The following is a 17193-nucleotide window of genomic DNA, read 5'->3' as shown; positions in this document are numbered from 1 at the left end:
TGCGAGGTCGACGTGCTCACAGGTCCACCTCCCGGCGGCGCAGCAGGGCGGTCACGGACAGCGCGATGGCGATCGAGACGACGAGGAGCAGCATCGCGACGGCCGAGGCGTAGCCGTAGCGGTCGTCCGTGAAGGCGAGCTGGATGATGTAAAGGGCGGTGGACTGGGTGGAGTTGGCCGGGCCGCCGGAGGTGAGGACCGCGATGATGTCGTAGAGCTTGAGCATCGTGATCAGCGAGATGGTGACGCTGATGGTGGTGCCCGGGGCCACCATCGGGAACGTGATCCGGCGGAACCGCTGCCAGCGGCCGGCGCCGTCGACCATCGCGGCCTGGTACAGCTCGACGGGGATCGACTGGAGCGCGGCGAGGTGGACGACGGTGGTGAAGCCCGTCAGTACCCAGGCCGCGACGATCCCCACGGACAGGACGGCCAGGTGCGGACTGCCCAGCCAGGTGACCGGCTTGTCGATGACGCTCAGGGAGACCAGGACGTTGTTGAGGATGCCGTCCTGGGCCAGGATGTAGCGCCAGACGAAGCCGACGATGACACCGGAGAGCACCTGCGGCAGAAAGGCGACCGTACGCATCATCCGGAAGCTCAGCGAGGTCCGGTTGAGCAGCATCGCGAACCCGATGCCGGCGGCGTTGGCGACGATCGTCACCGCGCCGGCCAGCAGGAGCGTGAAGCCGAGGCTGTCGGCCAGCGCGCTGTCGTGCGCCATCTCCCGGTAGTTGGCCAGGCCCACGAAGTCGGCGCGCGCCAGCAGCGGGTTCTCGTTGGTGAGGCTCTTCCAGGCGCTCATGATCACGGGTACGACGATGAAGAGGGCGTACAGGCCGAGCGCGACGACCGCGATCGTGCCCAGGGCGGGATCGCCTCGGCGTCGGCGGACGCGGTGGATCATGGTCGGGGAGGTCATGGCCGCGTCCTTACTTGGTCGCCGAGTCCCAGGCCGCGTCCAGCTTGGCCAGTTGTCCGTCGATGTCGTCGGAGGAGAACAGCGCCTGACTGGCCGCGTAGAAGGCGTTGTTGAGCCCTGAGGGCATGGAGTCGTCGTTGGTCGCCCAGCCGAAGGAGGAGACCTTCGTGTTCTGTCGGGTGACGTAGGAGTAGGAGTCCTTGAAGACCTTGGTGACGTTCACGCCGTAGTCGTCCAGGGTCTTGCCCTTGAGCATGGGGAACGCGCCGTCGCCCTCGATCAGGGCCTTGTAGTTGGCGGGGTCCAGGGACCAGGCCTGCGCGAACGCGGTCGCCTTGGCGGGGTCCTTCGTCCTGGCGCTGACGGCCATGGAGCCGCCCACCGAGAACGGCACCACGAGCGAGCCGTCCTCGGTCGGGGTGAGGAAGGCGCCGAAGTCGTCGGCGTGGTCCTTGGGCACCGCACCGAGGAACCAGCTGTCCATCATGTACATCGCGGCCTTGCCGGACGTGAAGTTCGTGATGGAGTCGGCGTACTTGACGCCCAGGGCGCCGTCCTCGAAGTAGCCGTTCCTCACCATCGTCCGGTACTTGCCCACCGCCGCCTTGACGTCGGGATCGGTGAACTTGACCTTGCCCGCGTAGCGTTCCTTCAGCCAGTTCGGGTTCTTGCCCAGCACGTCGGCGGAGAGGATGCCGACCAGGGGCATCGAGGCCGAGAACGGATCGCCGCCGCCCAGTTCGACCGGCGTGACCCCGGCGGCCTTGAGCTTGGCGCACACGGCCATGAACTCCGCCCAGGTCTTGGGCGGTTGGGTGATGTGGGCCTTGGCGAAGAGCTTCTTGTTGTAGAAGACCTCGGGGATGATCTGCGAGTTCGTCGGCGGGATGTAGACCTTGCCCCGGTAGGCATTGCCCTCGGGCAGCAGGAAGTTGGCGTCCACCCACTTCTGGTCGTACGGCTTCAGCAGCCCGGCCGTCGCGAACGTCGACGGGGTGATCGACTGGAGCAGGTCCGGGAACTGCCCGGAGGCCTGCAACTGCTTGGCGTACGCGTCCCGGTCCGTGCTCGGGGCGACGATCTTCTTCACCGTGACGCCCGGGACCTTCTTCTCGGCGCCCGCGATCGAGGTGTTCCAGAACGACGCGGTCAGGCTCGGGGTCTCGAAGGTGAGATAGGTCAGGGTGCTGCCACCCTTCGTGCCCCCGGTCGACGCGGCGGAGCAACCGGTGAGGGCGAGCGCCGCGGCGAGGCAGACAACGGTCGGACGTTTGCGCCTCATGGAAGTCTCCTGACGGGACGATGCGGCCCGAGGGACGGGGCGGACCGGAGAGGATCGACGCCACGGCATCCTTCGAGATAACGTTATCGCGAGGATAGGAGCGCGTTGCGGGAATGTGTCAAGGGCCGGTCTGATATCGGTCCGATGTTTCGAGGGATCCGGAGTTCAGGGATCCGAGAAGGAGCTGCCGGATGACGCAAGCACGGCGAGAGAGCGGGGGACGGCCCAGGCGCCCGACGATGGTCGACGTCGCGCGCGCGGCCGGCGTGGCCCTGCGCACCGTCTCCCGGGTGGTCAACAACGACCCCACGGTGGGGCCGGAGTACGTCACCAAGGTCGAGGCCGCGATCGCCGCGCTGAACTACCGCCCGGACGACCGCGCCCGCCAACTGCGCACCGGCGTCACCGGCACGATCGGCGCCGCCGTGCGCAGGATCGCCGAGGTCAACCCCGAACTGGCCGCCATCGAACGGACCGCCCGGGACGCGGGGTTGACCCTCTTCGCCGCGTCCACGGACTTCGACGAGACCAGGGAGCACGACATCCTGATCTCCATGTGCCGGCAGCGCCTGGACGGCATCATCGTCGAGCCGTTCGGCGAGAACCACGCCTATCTGCAGCCGGAGTTGGACGCGGGCGTCCCGCTGGTGGCCATGGACCGCCCGATGAGCGGGGTCTCCGTGGACTGCGTGATGTCCGACAACGCCTCCGGCATCGGCATGGCCTTCCACCACCTCCACCAGCACGGCCACCGCCGGATCGCCTACGTCGGCGACAGCGAGCGCGTCTTCTCCGGCCGGGAGCGCGCCGCCGCCTTCCGCGCGGCCCTGCGCGCCCACGGCGAGGCGGTCGAGGGTCTGGTGCACCCGGGCGAGATCACCCCCGAACGGGTGGCCGCCGCCCTCGACACCGCACTGCACGGCCCGGACCCGGCGACCGCCCTGGTCACCGGCAACATGGACACCACCCTCGCGGTCCTACGGCACCTGGGCCCCAAGGAAGCCTCGCGCCTGGCCCTCGTCGGCTTCGACGAGGTGCCCCTGGCCGACCTCCTGCAACCGGCCCTCACCGTCGTCGCCCAGCAGACCGCCGAGATCGGCCGCACCGCCGTGGAACTCCTCCGCGCCCGCATCGCCGACCCCGGCCGCCCGGTCCAGTCCGTGATCGTCCCGGTCACCTTGACGGTCCGCGGCTCGGGGGAGGTGCGCGGCTGAGGGGCAGGGCGCGGGTGCACCGGCCCGGGCGTGGGGATCGTACGCGATAACGTTATTCGAAACGGGTCGATGAGCGACCCCGAGGTGTGAGGCTCACTGCCTACGGCAGCCGTCGCGAGGCCGGCAGGAGCGTCGCCGTCAGCGTGGCGGCCAGCCACTCCTCGTACGTCTCGGTCGACCAGCCCCGTCCGGCCGTCAGCTGGTTGTACAGCTGTGGCCCCGCCAGGGCCCAGAGCGCGTCCGCCACGCGGGCCGGATCGGCGTCCGGACCCAGCGCGCCGGTCTCGTCGAGGTGGGTGACGAACGCGGTGACGCCGATGAGCCGTTCCCGCTCGGCCGTCTCCAGGACCTCCCCGACGTCCGGTCCGGCCTGTGTGAGCAGTGCGAACAGCTCGGCGACGCGTTCATGGATGCCGCGCACGAACGCGGCGTAGAGCCGGAGCTTGGCGTGCGGTTCGTCGGTCCGCAGGATCGCGCGGGTCTGGGGGCGGTCCCCCATGGGCACCGGGTCGTCGTCGCCGGCCAGCGTGATGTCCCAGAGGGCCTTGAGCATGCCCGGCTTGCCGCCGAACGTCTTGTAGACCGTCTCCGCGGAGACGCCCGCCCGTTCGGCCACGGCGCGCACGGTCATGGCGTGGTAGCCGTCCCGGAAGAGCAGCTCGCCGCAGGCCGCCAGGACCGCGGCCCGGTTGCGGCGCGCGGCCTCCTGCCGGCGCTCGGAGTTGTAGGTCCGGCGTGGCGTCTCGCCTGCCATCGAGGGACTCCCCCAATCTGTTACAGTCCACTGTATTGAATGCACCGAAGCGCATCGAATTGCTTCGACCGTATCGAACGAACTTCGGTTGCCGGAGGCACGTATGTCCCGTCCCGCGCCCACACTGGTGGCACCCGGCGTCCATCGCCTGGGCGATCACGCCGTCAACTTCTACCTGGTCGAGCACCCCGACGGCCTGGTCCTGATCGACGCGGGACTGCCCGCCCATCTGGACCAGCTGCGCGGACTGCTGACCGACCTCGGCCGCTCCCTCGCCGACGTCCGTGCCGTCCTCCTGACCCACGGCCACCTCGACCACACCGGTCTGGCGCACCCCCTCAAGGAGGCCGGCGCCGACGTCTGGATCCATGACCGGGACGCCGTCATCCTGCGCGACGGCCCGCGCAGCGCGATGCGCCATGCCAAGCCCGAGCGGTCGATGGTCCCCTACCTGCTGCGCAGGCCCGCCGCGCTCGCGGTCCCCCTGCAAATGGCCCGCGCGGGCGCCTTCACCGCGCCCGCCGTGCAAGGCGCGCGGGTCTTCCACGCCGACCAGGTGCTGGACGACGTCCCCGGCGCCCCGCAGGCCGTCGTGCTGCCCGGCCACACGCTCGGCAGCGCCGCCTACCTCTTCGCCGACCGCGGGCTGGTCTTCACCGGCGACGCGCTGGTCACCGCGGACGGACTCGTCGGCCGTACCGGACCCACGATCGTGAGCCGCTGCTTCACCCAGGACAGCCGGGCCGCGCTCGCCGCGCTCGACCGCCTCGACGAACTGCCGGCGGACGTGTTGCTGCCCGGCCACGGCGAGCCCTTCACCGACGGCATCCGCGCCGCCACCCGGCAGGCCCGCGAGTTCGGCGTCCACTGACCTCTGTCGCACTATCTCGGACTACCAACTCTCAAGGAAACGGCATGAGTTACTACACTCCGCGCGTCGTGCACGTCCCCGCCGGGAAGGGCGTCGTCAAGTGGATGTCGGGCGATGTCTACGAGACCATGGCCACGGCCGAGTCCACCGACGGCTCCGTGGGCTTCACGGTCTGCTGGGTGCCTCCGGGCAACGGCCCGGTGGCGCATGTGCACAAGAGCGCCGACGAATCCTTCTACCTGATATCGGGCTCGCTGGAGTTCCTGAACGGCGACCGGCTCTTCGAGGCGAACGCCGGTGACTTCGTCTTCGTGCCGAGGGGCACCCGGCACCGGTTCCGGAACAACACCGACGAGCAGGCGCACATGGTGTCCTTCTTCACCCCCGGCGGCGGCGAGGGGCTGTGGCTGGAGGGCGGGGACGATCCCGTGCCCGGCGGGAAGCCCGAGTTCTGGCCGCCGGAGCGCGGTATGGCGCTGGGCCCGCTGCTGGGCCGGACGGAGATCGACATGGAGATCCTGCCGGAGCAGACGGACCTCGGCGGCCCGGCGGACGAGGCCTGAGTCCGAGTGCCGCACCTGAGCCCGAGTACTGCACCTGAGCGCGACAAAGGCGATCGGCCCGAGGATTCCTCGGGCCGATCGCCTTTGTCGTTCAGCTGAAAGCCAGTACCCCCAACGGGATTCGAACCCGTGCTACCGCCTTGAAAGGGCGGCGTCCTAGGCCGCTAGACGATGAGGGCTCTCGGCTCGCCTGGGCGTCTCGCGACGCGTCAGGGGACGTGAGGAGCATATGGGATCCCGGGAGGGATCGCCAAAACCGTTTACGGGGCGGAGGACCCCGAGGAGGGCGGGGTGGGGACGGAAGGGGCCGGTGACGACGGGACCGCGCCCGGCTTGTTGTCGGCCGGGAGGTGCCGGGAGACCTCGGCCGTCGTCTCGCCCAGCCCGCCGAGCTTGATCGCGTCCCAGGCCTGGAGGCGCCGGGTGTCCCGGTCGAAGTAGAGGATCGAGGCCTCGATGGGGGCCGGGTACTTGTGTTCGAGGGCGCGCAGGCCGCTCCCGCCCGTCGAGCCCTCCATGCGCAGCCGGGTGCCGTACTTGAGGATCTCGTCGCCCTCGTGGTGCAGGTGCCCGCACAGGACCAGCGGCACCTCGCCGTCCGTCTCGCGGGCCGCCGAGGGTTCGTGGGCGACGGCGATGTCGACCGGGGTGCCGGCCACCTTCTGGTCGTGCAGGGCCGCGGCGAGGCGGGCGCCCGCGAGCTCCTCGGAGGCGTCGGCGCCCTCCGCGTTCGAGCGGTCGGGGGTGAACTGCGGGTCGCCGATGCCGGCGAAGCGCAGACCGGCGACGGTCTCGGCGCGACCGTCGTCGAGAACGTGGACGTTCTTCATGCGCTCCAGGTAGCGCTGGGTGGCCTGGGAGTCGTGGTTGCCGCGGACCCAGACGTAGGGCGCGCCGAGGTCGGCGATGGGGTCGAGGAAGCCGTTCTCGGCGGCGGTGCCGTGGTCCATGGTGTCGCCGGAGTCGACGATGACGTTCACCTTGTACTGCTCCACGAGCGAGGCGATGATCTTCCAGCTCGCCGGGTTCAGATGGATGTCGGAGACGTGCAGGACGCGGATGCTCGTCGGGTCCGGCTGGTAGGCCGGAAGCGTGGACGTGACGTCGTAGAGCTTGGTCACGTTCGTCACCAGGCGCGCCAACTCCTTCTGGTAGACGTCGAATTCGGTGACGATGTTGCGCGCGTTGCCGACCAGGGAGGGCGCCGAGGAGAGCAGCCCGGAGTACTTCGGCTCCAGGATGGATTCGGAGTTCCAGGTCGCGAACGCCGAGACGCCGCTGGCCAGCAGGAGGGCGAGGGCGGTGGTGCCGGCGGCGAGGGCGCGGCGGGGGCGGCGGTAGACGGCGAGGCCGAGGGCGGTGGCGCCGGAGACGACGGCGACGGCGGAGCGCACAGCGAGGTCGAGGGTGCCGTGCCCGACATCCTTGGCGACCTCGTCCTGGAGCCCGGAGAGGCGCTCGGGATGGTCGACGAGGGCCTGCGCGCGGACCGGGTCGAGCTGGTCGACGTTGACGTCGAGGCGGACGGGCGCCTGATGGCTGTCGAGCTGGAGGGCGCCGAGCGGGGAGATGTTGATCTTCGTGCCGCCGGTGAGGGAGGGACGCAGGGTCATCGTGGTGTTCATGGGGCCGACGGGGACGCGCACGTTGCCCACGACGAGCAGTCCCAGCCACGCGCCGAGCACCACGACGACGACCAGTCCGAGGGCGCGGAGCCACGGGCTGGTCTGGGTGACGAGAGCGGTGGTGGGCTGGGGGCGGTGTGCGCGCCGGCGGCGGGCGAGGGTGCGCGGAACCCTTCGTAGCCGGTGCAGGGCGGACAGTACGGCGGCGGGGACGCGGACCATTGGTCCCGTATGCCCAAGTCCGCCGTCGGATATGCGGGTGGGTCCATGTCTCTCGTACGGGCGTCCGGTGGCCGACAATGGGTGTGTGCTGGAGATGACGCGCGAGGAGTTCGAGGAACTGGTCGCCGAGTCGCTGGACCGGATCCCGCCGGAGCTGACACGGCTGATGGACAACGTGGCGGTGTTCGTCGAGGACGAGCCGCCGGCGAACGACCCCGAGCTGCTCGGGCTCTACGAGGGGACGCCGCTGACGGATCGCGGGGAGTGGTACGCCGGTGTCCTGCCGGACCGGATCACGATCTACCGCGGGCCGACGCTCAGGATGTGCGAGACGCGGGAGGAGGTCGTGGCGGAGACCGAGGTGACGGTGGTGCACGAGATCGCCCACCACTTCGGGATCGACGACGCGCGGTTGCACGCTCTGGGGTACGGGTGAGCGCGGTGCGTGTCCTCTTGTGGGCGGCGGGAGTTGGGGAGGTTGACTCCCTTTCCCCGCTCGGAGGTGGCTGCCCGTGCGCGCCTTGTACGTACCCGTTCGTCTCGCGGTCACGGTCGTCGCCGTAGCCGCTGTGGCCGGCTGTATGAGCGTGGGGGACGACGGTGAGGGCGGGGGCGCGAAGCCGTCACACTCGGCCGGCCGGCACGGCGGTGAGGCCCCGGACGGGGGCACCGGGCTGGCGGGCGGCGGTTCCGGGATCGGGGCGGCCGGGGACGCCAAGCACGGCGGCAGGAAGGGCCACGGGAAGCCGGGCGAGTCGGCGAGTCCGTCCGCGTCGCCGTCGGCCGACGCGAGCGCGTCCGCTCCGGTGAAGGGCAAGCCGGGCCGGACCGAGAAGCCGGGGGACCCGGCGCCGACCAAGGCGCCGCCCACGCCCACCCAGTCCGAGGAGCCCCCGCCCCCGCCCGCCTCGCCCGAGCCGCCCGCCTCGCCGGAGCCCCCGCCGTCCGCCGAGCCCTCCTCGTCGGCGCACCCCGAGGCGGGACCGCAGTTGGCGGACCGCGAGCCGGCCCCCACGGCGGGTACACCGGCGTAGACCTGCGGCCCCGGCGGATGTGAGCTACGTCAAGTCAGGCTGACTTCGTTTGCCGTCGGGGGTGCAAGGTGCGTATGGTGGTAGATCGTTTGATCCCATTGCCCGGCGCCACTGCAGAGCGCGCCGTGTGGCGCGTACTCTCCCTTGCCGTGGCGGACCGCATTGAGGCGGTCGATAGCGAATCACGGAGTTGACGGGCGCGTGCCGACGGATACTCCGGAAGGTTTCGCATTCGCATGTCCATTTCCAGTACTGATCACGTCGTCATGCCCGAGAACGAGGGCGACGAGACGACCGTAGACACCGCCGTGGAGGCGCCCGAGGTGACCTTCGCGTCCCTCGGCCTCCCCGAGGGTGTCGTGCGCAAGCTCGCGCAGAACGGCGTGACGGTCCCCTTCCCGATCCAGGCGGCGACCATCCCGGACGCCCTGGCCGGCAAGGACATCCTCGGCCGTGGCCGCACCGGCTCCGGCAAGACCCTCTCCTTCGGTCTGCCGACCCTGGCCCAGCTGTCCGGCGGCCGCACCGAGAAGCACAAGCCGCGCGCCGTCATCCTCACCCCGACCCGTGAGCTCGCGATGCAGGTCGCGGACGCCCTCCAGCCCTACGGCGACGTGCTCGGCCTCAAGATGAAGGTCGTCTGCGGCGGTACGTCGATGGGCAACCAGATCTACGCCTTGGAGCGCGGCGTCGACGTCCTCGTCGCCACCCCGGGCCGCCTGCGCGACATCATCAACCGCGGTGCCTGCTCCCTGGAGAACGTCCAGATCGCGGTCATCGACGAGGCCGACCAGATGTCCGACCTGGGCTTCCTGCCCGAGGTCACCGAGCTGCTCGACCAGGTCCCGGCCGGCGGCCAGCGCATGCTGTTCTCGGCCACGATGGAGAACGAGATCTCCACGCTGGTCAAGCGCTACCTGACCGACGAGGTCACGCACGAGGTCGACAGCGCGCAGGGCAACGTCACGACGATGTCCCACCACATCCTCATCGTGAAGCCCAAGGACAAGGCGCCGGTCACCGCCGCGATCGCCTCCCGCAAGGGCCGCACGATCATCTTCGTCCGCACCCAGCTGGGCGCCGACCGCATCGCCGAGCAGCTGCGCGAGTCCGGCGTGAAGGCCGACGCGCTGCACGGCGGCATGACGCAGGGCGCCCGTACGCGGACGCTGGCGGACTTCAAGGACGGTTACGTCAACGCGCTCGTCGCGACCGACGTCGCCGCCCGCGGTATCCACGTCGACGGCATCGACCTGGTCCTGAACGTGGACCCGGCCGGCGACCACAAGGACTACCTGCACCGTGCGGGCCGTACCGCTCGCGCGGGCCGCACCGGCACCGTCGTATCGCTGTCCCTGCCGCACCAGCGGCGCCAGATCTTCCGGCAGATGGAGGACGCGGGCGTCGACGCCGGCCGTCACATCATCAACTCCGGTACGGCCTTCGAGCCCGAGGTCGCCGAGATCACCGGTGCCCGTTCGATGACCGAGGTCCAGGCCCAGTCGGCGGGCGACGCCGCGCAGCAGGCCGAGCGTGAGGTCGCCCAGCTCACCAAGGAGCTGGAGCGGGCCACGCGCCGCGCGTCCGAGCTGCGCGAGGAGTCCGACCGCCTGATCGCCCGCGCCGCCCGTGAGCGGGGCGACGACCCGGAGACCGCGGTGGCCGAGGCCGCTGCCGCCGTCGTGGAGGCCGCGGCCGCGCAGGCCGTCGCCGAGGCGCCGGCCCGTGAGACGTCCTCCTCTTCGTATGAGCGTCCGCGTCAGCAGCGTGACGAGCGCGGCAACTACGAGCGCCGTGACCGCCGTGACGACCGCCCGTCGGGTGGCTTCCGCCGCGACGACCGCGGTGGCAACGACCGTGGTGGCCGTTCGTTCGAGCGTCGTGACGACCGTCCGTCCGGTGGCTTCCGCCGGGACAACGACCGTCGTGACGGCGGCCGTTCCTTCGAGCGCCGCGACGACCGCCCGTCGGGTGGCTTCCGCCGCGACGACCGCGGTGGCAACGACCGTGGCGGCTTCCGTCGCGACGACCGTCCCTCCGGCGGCTTCAACAGCGACCGTCGTGACGGCGACCGCGGTGGCCGTTCCTTCGAGCGTCGCGACGAGCGTCCCGCGGGTTCGGGCGGCTTCCGTCGGGACAACGACCGTCGTGACAACGACCGTGGCGGCTTCCGCCGCGACGACCGTCCCGCGACCGGTCACCGGGGCAGCGACCGTCCGTTCAACCGTGACCGCCAGGGCGACCGCCCCGGCTTCCGCGCCGGCGGCCACGACCGTCCGGGCCACCGCGGCACCACCGGCACGGGCACCGGCACCGGTTCCTTCGGCCGCCGCGACGACAAGCCGCGCTGGAAGCGCAACGGCTGAGATCGTGTGAACTGAGGACAGGGCCCGTACGACTTCGGTCGTACGGGCCCTGTCCTTTTGCGCTTCCGGCTTCCCGGTGAAGGCGCGGGTGAAGATCGCGCCGGGGTGGAGGGGCTGCAAGGGCCTTTTCTAGCCAAGTTGTGACGTGTGTCACGCCCCCGGCGGGGGAATTGCTGGGGGCATGACAGATGACGCCATAGCGAGTGGGCTGTCTGACGAAGAGCGACTGGCCCAGCTCGGCTACACGCAGGTTCTCGCCCGCCGCATGTCGGCGTTCTCCAACTACGCGGTGTCCTTCACGATCATCTCGGTCCTGTCGGGCTGCCTGACGCTCTACCTCTTCGGCATGAACACCGGCGGCCCCGCCGTGATCACCTGGGGCTGGGTCGCGGTGGGCCTGATGACCCTGTTCGTCGGCCTGTCGATGGCCGAGATCTGTTCGGCGTACCCGACCTCGGCGGGCCTGTACTTCTGGGCCCACCGACTCGCGCCACCCCGCACCGCGGCCGCCTGGGCATGGTTCACGGGCTGGTTCAACGTGCTGGGCCAGGTCGCGGTGACCGCCGGCATCGACTTCGGCGCCGCGTCCTTCCTGGGCGCGTACCTGAACCTTCAGTTCGACTTCGAGGTCACGCCGGGCCGGACGGTCCTGCTGTTCGCGGGCATCCTGATCCTCCACGGCCTCCTCAACACCTTCGGCGTCCGCATCGTCGCCCTGCTCAACGGCGTCAGCGTGTGGTGGCACGTGCTGGGCGTCGGCGTGATCGTCGGCGCGCTGGCCTTCGTACCGGACCACCACCAGTCCACGACCTTCGTCTTCACCGAGTTCGTGAACAACACGGGCTGGGGGAGCGGGGTGTACGTGGTCCTGATCGGCCTCCTCATGGCCCAGTACACCTTCACCGGCTACGACGCGTCGGCCCACATGACGGAGGAGACGCACGACGCGTCGACGGCGGGCCCGAAGGGGATCGTGCGCTCGATCTGGACGTCGTGGATAGCGGGATTCGTCCTGCTGCTGGGCTTCACGTACGCGATCCAGGACTACGACAAGGAGCGGGAGTCGGCGACGGGCGCCCCGCCGGCCCAGATCCTCCTGGACGCGCTGGGCGCGACGGCGGGCAAGCTCTTGCTCCTCGTGGTCATCGGCGCACAGCTGTTCTGCGGGATGGCCTCGGTGACGGCCAACAGCCGCATGATCTACGCCTTTTCACGCGACGGCGCGCTGCCGTTCTCGCGGGTCTGGCACACGGTGAGCCCGCGCACGCGGACGCCGGTCGCCGCGGTATGGCTGGCGGCGGGCGGAGCGCTGGTCCTCGGCCTGCCCTACCTCATCAACTACACGGCCTACGCGGCGGTGACGTCCGTCGCGGTCATCGGTCTCTACATCGCGTACGTCATCCCGACGCTGCTGCGGCTGGGCAAGGGCGACGACTTCCAGCGCGGGCCCTGGCACCTGGGCCGGTGGTCGCGGGCGATCGGGATCGTGTCGGTGGTGTGGGTGGCGGTGATCACCGTGCTGTTCATGCTGCCCCAGGTCTCACCGGTCACATGGGAGTCCTTCAACTACGCGCCGGTGGCCGTCCTGGTCGTCCTCGGCTTCGCGGCGACCTGGTGGCGAGCGTCGGCCCGGCACTGGTTCCTGAACCCGGAACACGCACGCACGAAGGCACGGGAGGCGGCACGGTCGGGCGCGCCGGAAAAGGTGGATCCGTAACGGACCGGATCTTTCGCCCCCTGTTCAGCCGCCCGGCGCGGCCGTGTCTCCGATACCCGATCGGAGACACGGCCGGGTCCGGCTATGCTCGGGGAGGCAACATCACCTGGGCCCTTAGCTCAATTGGCAGAGCAGTGGACTTTTAATCCATTGGTTGTGGGTTCGAGTCCCACAGGGCCTACCGAACGGATCAGCGGGGAAGACCTTGTTGACCAGCGGCGCGGCGCCCCGGTTGGACTTGATCGTCCGGGGCGCTTTCGCTTGGACACCGCCTTGGGATGCAACCACAAGCTATCCCCGCGCTATGCAAGGAAGCCCCTGTGCAGCCTGCCACGGCCGCGCTAGAGGCCTTCCGGCTAGGGCTTCGGGATCGCCCACTCTGTCGGAGTGCCACTCCCGGGCTGGTACACCAGACGCTCTGGCCGCTTGCTGCTGGGGACGGGGAACGTGACGAGACCACGGGCGCAGCGCCCGGAAGTCAAGGTCTTGTCCATCGGGTACTCCGGCTTGGGCATGTCACCGCCGGAGGAGCCGGTCACCTCGATGCTGGTGCCGTCTGAGTAGGACAGCGACCACGGGAACTGATCGACGGTGAACTCAGCGCCCTTAACGTTGCAGACCTTCACGTCGGCCGTGGCCCAGGTGTCCCCGCCCTGGAAGTCCTCCGGTGCCTGTGGTTGCGGCCCTCTGTAGGGCTGCTGGTAGCTCAAGGCCCGCACGGTGGCGTGAACGTCAGTCTCGGCGTCGATGATGGTCTTCGTGGCGCCCATGTTCAGTACTCCGTGGTCGGCGTCTCTGACAGCCTCAGAGCTCGGCGCGGTGGTCACAGTCTGTGTGACGGTGACGTGGACGGTTTTCGGTTCACGGTTGTTGCTGCAGGCGGTAGCAGCCGCGGTGAGTAGTAGGCCGACGGCCACGACGGTGGTGCGGGTGTGCATGATCCCCCTTGGGTTGTACGTACTGAATGGGCATCATGTGTCCCGTGTGCCCGCTGTGTGGGGTATGTGACTGTGTTGTGATCCTGTGACTGGGTGACGCAGCGAACTCCCGCGCTCTACCGTGGCGCCCTCATCTCGTACGCCTTGGGGGTGCGATGAAGGTCTTCTGGTTGCTGCTCGCTGTCCTGCTCACTTGCCTCACCAGCGGTGGGCTCATGAGCGCCGCGAAGAGCGCTGACGGCCCGTCCGTGATCGGTGATCTCGTGATCAGCACGCTGCTTGGCGCGGGCGCAGTGGGCAGCTGGAAGCGCGCCGGGACCTGAGGTGCTCCCTGTGGTGGTGCTCTAACCGCACAAGGGATACGGCTTTTCGGGTCTGACCTGCCCCTGGCGATGTGCAGCACAATTCTTGCTGTTCAACTGATGATCAGCAAGAACGTCCACAGCACCACTGCGGCCGATGGGAGGAAGTAGGTGATGAGGCGCAGGGCGATCGGTCTGCGGTTCCAGCTCGCGTGAGTTGCGGCGTACTCCGGCAGGCGTTGCTGGGCGCGGTATCGGACAACGCTGAAGTAGCGGAATTGTCGGTGGCAGACGTACAGCCAGGTGATGGCCATTACGAGGCCGAAGCCGGCGATGAGGCGTGTGGCTGTGACGTGCTTCTCGGAGGTGAGAAGAGTCATGTAGGCCACGGCGAAGAGGGACTGCCCGACCAGAAAGAGATTGCCCTGCTCGAAGGTGGTTTTGTGCTCGTGGAGCAGGTGCATCCCAGATGCGTGAGTCCTCAGCCAGGCGTTGGGCCTCTATGTCTTCCGCCATGGAGACGGTGTGCCCGGCGATAAGGCGGAGTTACCAATTCCATGGAGGGGACGTATCCGTGTCGACGGAAGGAGCTGCCCCGTCTCGGTGTTCCCCGAGCGAGGCTTCCCGATTCTTGGAGGCGGTCAGTCGGCGTCCGAGTCTGCCCCAGGTAATTGGTCCTTGCTGGGGCACCTTGTGTGGTCATGGTCCCACCAGATCGGATAGAAGGTGCAGTGGCAATACCGGTCTGTCCGGAGGGAGTTGCCGCTCTTGCTGATGCTGTCTGTGCTGCGAACTGGTCTTTAAGCGGGGCGTGTTGCATCGATGCGCGCGCATCTGTGCGCCCCTGCATGCACCCTCCAGGCGCCCCGCGCTCCCCTCCTAACGTCATGGAACAGCGAGGGCCGGAAAGGTCTGGCCCCGACGGGGAGCAGGGCGCGGCAGATGACCGCGCTGACCTGATGTCGGCAGGATCTGTCCGCCTTGGAGATGAGGGCAGTATGGAGTCCCGTCGCAGGATTCATGACAGCTTCGAACAGGCAGTGCAGGCCGCCGTGTCCACGTTTGGGGCGGAGGCCACGCCGAAGCTGAGAGGCAGTGGGTGGCAGGAAGACCAGCTGCGGGGACCGCTGGAGAACATGATCCGATCCATATGTCGCGGGCTCGGCTTGGACGTCACCCTCATTGGCGAGGTCCCGCTCGTTGATATGGGCGCCCGCCCTGACTATGCCGTTGAGGTCGGGGGCGCCCTCGTAGGTTACATCGAGCTCAAGAAACCGGGTACCCAGGCCGACCCATCCGTCTATACAGGCCGCAACGCCGAGCAGTGGGCAAAACTACGACTGCTCAACAACGTCCTGCTCTGCGACGGGAACGAGTTCTCCGTCCACCAGGAGGGTCAACGGGTCGGCGAAGTGGCCCACATGAAGGGCTCGGTCCTCACCTCCGGATCACGGCTTGCTCCCGCCGACGGGACACTCGCACGAGTGTTACGCGAATTCCTCATCTGGGAACCGCAGACACCACGTACCACAAGTCAACTCATCCGAGCGGTCGCCGGGCTCTGCCAACTTCTGTCGGAAGAGGTCGGAGAGGCGATCGCACAGGAGAAGAGCCGTAGACGTCCCCCGGCGTTCACGACACTCGCCAAAGACTGGCGACACCTGCTGTTCCCGGAAGCAACCGACGCCCAGTTCGTAGAGCAATACGGGCAGGCAGTGGTGTTCGCGCTGTTGCTCGCGAGGGTGGAGGAGATCGCTTTCGAGGGCGAGACCGTGCATGAGATCGCCACGAAGCTCGGCAAGAAGCACTCGTTGATGGGGCAGGCCCTGGATGTCTTGGCCGGCGACTCTGTTGCTGGACTGTCCACCACGCTGAACACACTGCTTCGTGTCATCGGCGCCGTCAGGTGGGACGTACTGGACGATGGGACCGGGGACGCCTACTTCCTGCTGTACGAGCACTTCCTCCAGATCTACGACCCGGACCTGCGGATACGCACAGGCTCGTACTACACACCGCGCGGCGTCGTTTCGGCCATGACGCGGCTCGTCGAGGACGTCCTGAAGCGGGAGGGTTTCCGTATCCCATCCGGCTTTGCTTCTCCGGATGTGGTTCTTGTCGACCCAGCCATGGGCACCGGCACCTTCCTCCTGTCGGCACTGGAGCTGGCCGCCGAGACCATCACAGAGGCAGAGGGCCCAGGTGCGGTGGGCCCACGTTTGCGAGAGATGGTGGGTCGTCGGCTGGTCGGTTTCGAGATGCAGGTCGGTCCGTTCGCTGTTGCGGAATTACGCATGCACGCCATGCTCAAGCAGTACGGGTCCGCGGCCCCCTCCCAGGGACTCAGGCTGTTGGTGGCTGATGCCCTGGACAGCCCGACAGCCGAGTTCAACTGGATCCCCCACACCTACCGGGCGCTCGCGGAATCCCGCCGCCAAGCCAACCAGGTCAAGCGGGACGAGCGCGTCATGGTCGTCATGGGCAACCCGCCTCACGACGCCGTGAAACGGGGCGCTGGCAAGTGGGTGGAACGAGGGGAGCCTGAGGCGGACATCCCGGCCCCGCTGGGGGCCTTCCGGCAACCTGGCAACGGCAGGTACGAGTCGAAGATCGCCAACCTCTACGTCTACTTCTGGCGCTGGGCCACCTGGAAGGTCTTCGACGCACACGACGACGTGCCATTCGGTGTGGTCGCGCTGATCACTCCGAAGGCATGGCTCAAGGGGCGGGCGTTCGCCGGAATGCGGCGCTATCTACGCGAAACCGCCGACGAAGGCTGGATCGTCGACCTGTCCCCGGAGGGCCACCGTGCGGATGTCGCGACCCGGATCTTCCCCGAGGTCGCCCAGGAATTGTGCATCGCGATCTTTGTGCGGTGGCGGGACAGCCCCAGGCCACGGACGGACCAGCAGACTGCAAAGGTAAGACACCTCAAGGTCGGCGGGCGCCGAGACGAGAAGATCGAACGCCTGACGACACTCAGGCTCGACGACCCCGAGTGGCGCGAGTGCGCCACGGGTGAGACGGATGCCTTTCTGCCACCCGGCAGCGACCTGTGGGAGTCCTGCCCGCAGCTGAGAGATCTGATGCCGTGGTCGTCTCGTGGCGTCACGCCTGGGCGCATGTGGGTCTACGCGCCGGACGAGGACACACTTCATAAACGGTGGCAGCGCTTACTCGCCGCGGATACCGAGAGACGCGCCGAGATGCTCGGACGCTCTGGTGAGCGAGCGCCTTCAGACAATGTCCCGCCCCTGCCAGGAGTTGAGTCTCACGGGCGGATACCGCTGAGAAATTGTCAAGAACTGTGGATGGGGTCTCATCCTGGCTGTCTGTAGCATCAGCGCGTGCCGGAGATATGGATCGGTCTCGATGTCGCTGCC

15 protein-coding genes and 2 tRNA genes are annotated in these 17193 nt (G+C 68.6%); 10 read left to right on the top strand and 7 right to left on the bottom strand.

Annotation, left to right across the window (positions count from 1 at the left end; genetic code table 11):
• Positions 1 to 16: 16 nt before the first annotated feature.
• Complete coding sequence (locus ACIP6U_RS20630; RefSeq protein WP_401719683.1) at positions 17 to 922, bottom strand: carbohydrate ABC transporter permease; 906 nt, start codon at positions 920 to 922, stop codon at positions 17 to 19.
• Between the two features lie 10 nt (positions 923 to 932).
• Positions 933 to 2204, bottom strand: coding sequence for an ABC transporter substrate-binding protein (locus tag ACIP6U_RS20625; RefSeq protein ID WP_401719680.1), 1272 nt, complete (start codon positions 2202 to 2204; stop codon positions 933 to 935).
• Between the two features lie 191 nt (positions 2205 to 2395).
• On the opposite strand from ACIP6U_RS20625, the gene ACIP6U_RS20620 reads away from it, so the two are divergent.
• Positions 2396 to 3418, top strand: a complete 1023-nt coding sequence (locus tag ACIP6U_RS20620; protein WP_401719677.1) for a LacI family DNA-binding transcriptional regulator — start codon at positions 2396 to 2398, stop codon at positions 3416 to 3418.
• Positions 3419 to 3518: 100 nt separating this feature from the next.
• Here the strand turns inward: ACIP6U_RS20620 and ACIP6U_RS20615 are convergent, their stop codons facing one another.
• A complete protein-coding gene (locus ACIP6U_RS20615; RefSeq protein WP_401719674.1) occupies positions 3519 to 4172 on the bottom strand; it encodes a TetR/AcrR family transcriptional regulator in 654 nt (217 codons plus the stop codon).
• Between the two features lie 103 nt (positions 4173 to 4275).
• Here ACIP6U_RS20615 and ACIP6U_RS20610 point away from each other — a divergent pair, with 103 nt between their 5' ends.
• Together ACIP6U_RS20610 and ACIP6U_RS20605 are read left to right on the top strand one after the other, a co-directional pair.
• Positions 4276 to 5043 (top strand): MBL fold metallo-hydrolase, encoded by a 768-nt coding sequence (locus ACIP6U_RS20610; RefSeq protein ID WP_401719672.1) that lies wholly within the window; start codon positions 4276 to 4278, stop codon positions 5041 to 5043.
• A gap of 44 nt (positions 5044 to 5087) precedes the next feature.
• The gene (locus tag ACIP6U_RS20605; protein WP_401719669.1) at positions 5088 to 5606 is read left to right on the top strand and encodes a cupin domain-containing protein; all 519 of its coding nucleotides are present in this window, start codon (positions 5088 to 5090) and stop codon (positions 5604 to 5606) included.
• Between the two features lie 106 nt (positions 5607 to 5712).
• Here the strand turns inward: ACIP6U_RS20605 and ACIP6U_RS20600 are convergent.
• Together ACIP6U_RS20600 and ACIP6U_RS20595 are read right to left on the bottom strand one after the other, a co-directional pair.
• Positions 5713 to 5785, bottom strand: a tRNA-Glu gene (locus tag ACIP6U_RS20600).
• Positions 5786 to 5866: 81 nt separating this feature from the next.
• Positions 5867 to 7453, bottom strand: coding sequence for a metallophosphoesterase (locus ACIP6U_RS20595; RefSeq protein WP_401719666.1), 1587 nt, complete (start codon positions 7451 to 7453; stop codon positions 5867 to 5869).
• 85 nt (positions 7454 to 7538) lie between these two features.
• On the opposite strand from ACIP6U_RS20595, the gene ACIP6U_RS20590 reads away from it, so the two are divergent.
• The 5 genes from ACIP6U_RS20590 to ACIP6U_RS20570 all read left to right on the top strand — a co-directional run bounded on the left by ACIP6U_RS20590 (position 7539) and on the right by ACIP6U_RS20570 (position 12751).
• Positions 7539 to 7889: a metallopeptidase family protein gene (locus ACIP6U_RS20590; protein ID WP_185146159.1), complete on the top strand. Its 351-nt coding sequence runs from the start codon at positions 7539 to 7541 to the stop codon at positions 7887 to 7889.
• Between the two features lie 76 nt (positions 7890 to 7965).
• A complete protein-coding gene (locus ACIP6U_RS20585; RefSeq protein ID WP_401719662.1) occupies positions 7966 to 8487 on the top strand; it encodes a hypothetical protein in 522 nt (173 codons plus the stop codon).
• A gap of 236 nt (positions 8488 to 8723) precedes the next feature.
• Positions 8724 to 10853, top strand: a complete 2130-nt coding sequence (locus tag ACIP6U_RS20580) for a DEAD/DEAH box helicase (RefSeq protein WP_401719659.1) — start codon at positions 8724 to 8726, stop codon at positions 10851 to 10853.
• Positions 10854 to 11034: 181 nt separating this feature from the next.
• A complete protein-coding gene (locus ACIP6U_RS20575) occupies positions 11035 to 12570 on the top strand; it encodes an amino acid permease (RefSeq protein WP_401719656.1) in 1536 nt (511 codons plus the stop codon).
• Between the two features lie 108 nt (positions 12571 to 12678).
• Positions 12679 to 12751 (top strand) — tRNA-Lys (locus ACIP6U_RS20570).
• A 175-nt stretch (positions 12752 to 12926) separates the two neighbouring features.
• On the opposite strand, the gene ACIP6U_RS20565 is transcribed toward ACIP6U_RS20570, so the two are convergent.
• Complete coding sequence (locus tag ACIP6U_RS20565) at positions 12927 to 13508, bottom strand: DUF4352 domain-containing protein (protein ID WP_401719654.1); 582 nt, start codon at positions 13506 to 13508, stop codon at positions 12927 to 12929.
• A gap of 155 nt (positions 13509 to 13663) precedes the next feature.
• Between ACIP6U_RS20565 and ACIP6U_RS20560 the strand changes: the two genes are divergently transcribed.
• A complete protein-coding gene (locus ACIP6U_RS20560) occupies positions 13664 to 13831 on the top strand; it encodes a hypothetical protein (RefSeq protein ID WP_401719651.1) in 168 nt (55 codons plus the stop codon).
• A gap of 92 nt (positions 13832 to 13923) precedes the next feature.
• Here the strand turns inward: ACIP6U_RS20560 and ACIP6U_RS20555 are convergent, their stop codons facing one another.
• A complete protein-coding gene (locus ACIP6U_RS20555; RefSeq protein ID WP_401719649.1) occupies positions 13924 to 14274 on the bottom strand; it encodes a hypothetical protein in 351 nt (116 codons plus the stop codon).
• Between the two features lie 423 nt (positions 14275 to 14697).
• Here ACIP6U_RS20555 and ACIP6U_RS20550 point away from each other — a divergent pair, with 423 nt between their 5' ends.
• Complete coding sequence (locus tag ACIP6U_RS20550) at positions 14698 to 17148, top strand: N-6 DNA methylase (RefSeq protein ID WP_401719646.1); 2451 nt, start codon at positions 14698 to 14700, stop codon at positions 17146 to 17148.
• Positions 17149 to 17193: the final 45 nt, after the last annotated feature.

This window comes from Streptomyces sp. NPDC088794 (assembly GCF_044750545.1).
Taxonomy (GTDB): Bacteria; Actinomycetota; Actinomycetes; order Streptomycetales; family Streptomycetaceae; genus Streptomyces.
Note: the sequence above shows the minus strand (reverse complement) of the source record. Positions and strands in the feature narration are given on the sequence as shown.

Coding starts and splice junctions, on each gene's coding strand:
- ACIP6U_RS20630 (WP_401719683.1), bottom strand. CDS start 922: ATGACCTCCCCGACCATGATCCACCGCGTCCGCCGACGCCGAGGCGAT.
- ACIP6U_RS20625 (WP_401719680.1), bottom strand. CDS start 2,204: ATGAGGCGCAAACGTCCGACCGTTGTCTGCCTCGCCGCGGCGCTCGCC.
- ACIP6U_RS20620 (WP_401719677.1), top strand. CDS start 2,396: ATGACGCAAGCACGGCGAGAGAGCGGGGGACGGCCCAGGCGCCCGACG.
- ACIP6U_RS20615 (WP_401719674.1), bottom strand. CDS start 4,172: ATGGCAGGCGAGACGCCACGCCGGACCTACAACTCCGAGCGCCGGCAG.
- ACIP6U_RS20610 (WP_401719672.1), top strand. CDS start 4,276: ATGTCCCGTCCCGCGCCCACACTGGTGGCACCCGGCGTCCATCGCCTG.
- ACIP6U_RS20605 (WP_401719669.1), top strand. CDS start 5,088: ATGAGTTACTACACTCCGCGCGTCGTGCACGTCCCCGCCGGGAAGGGC.
- ACIP6U_RS20595 (WP_401719666.1), bottom strand. CDS start 7,453: ATGGTCCGCGTCCCCGCCGCCGTACTGTCCGCCCTGCACCGGCTACGA.
- ACIP6U_RS20580 (WP_401719659.1), top strand. CDS start 8,724: ATGTCCATTTCCAGTACTGATCACGTCGTCATGCCCGAGAACGAGGGC.
- ACIP6U_RS20575 (WP_401719656.1), top strand. CDS start 11,035: ATGACAGATGACGCCATAGCGAGTGGGCTGTCTGACGAAGAGCGACTG.
- ACIP6U_RS20565 (WP_401719654.1), bottom strand. CDS start 13,508: ATGCACACCCGCACCACCGTCGTGGCCGTCGGCCTACTACTCACCGCG.
- ACIP6U_RS20560 (WP_401719651.1), top strand. CDS start 13,664: ATGAAGGTCTTCTGGTTGCTGCTCGCTGTCCTGCTCACTTGCCTCACC.
- ACIP6U_RS20555 (WP_401719649.1), bottom strand. CDS start 14,274: ATGCACCTGCTCCACGAGCACAAAACCACCTTCGAGCAGGGCAATCTC.
- ACIP6U_RS20550 (WP_401719646.1), top strand. CDS start 14,698: ATGGAACAGCGAGGGCCGGAAAGGTCTGGCCCCGACGGGGAGCAGGGC.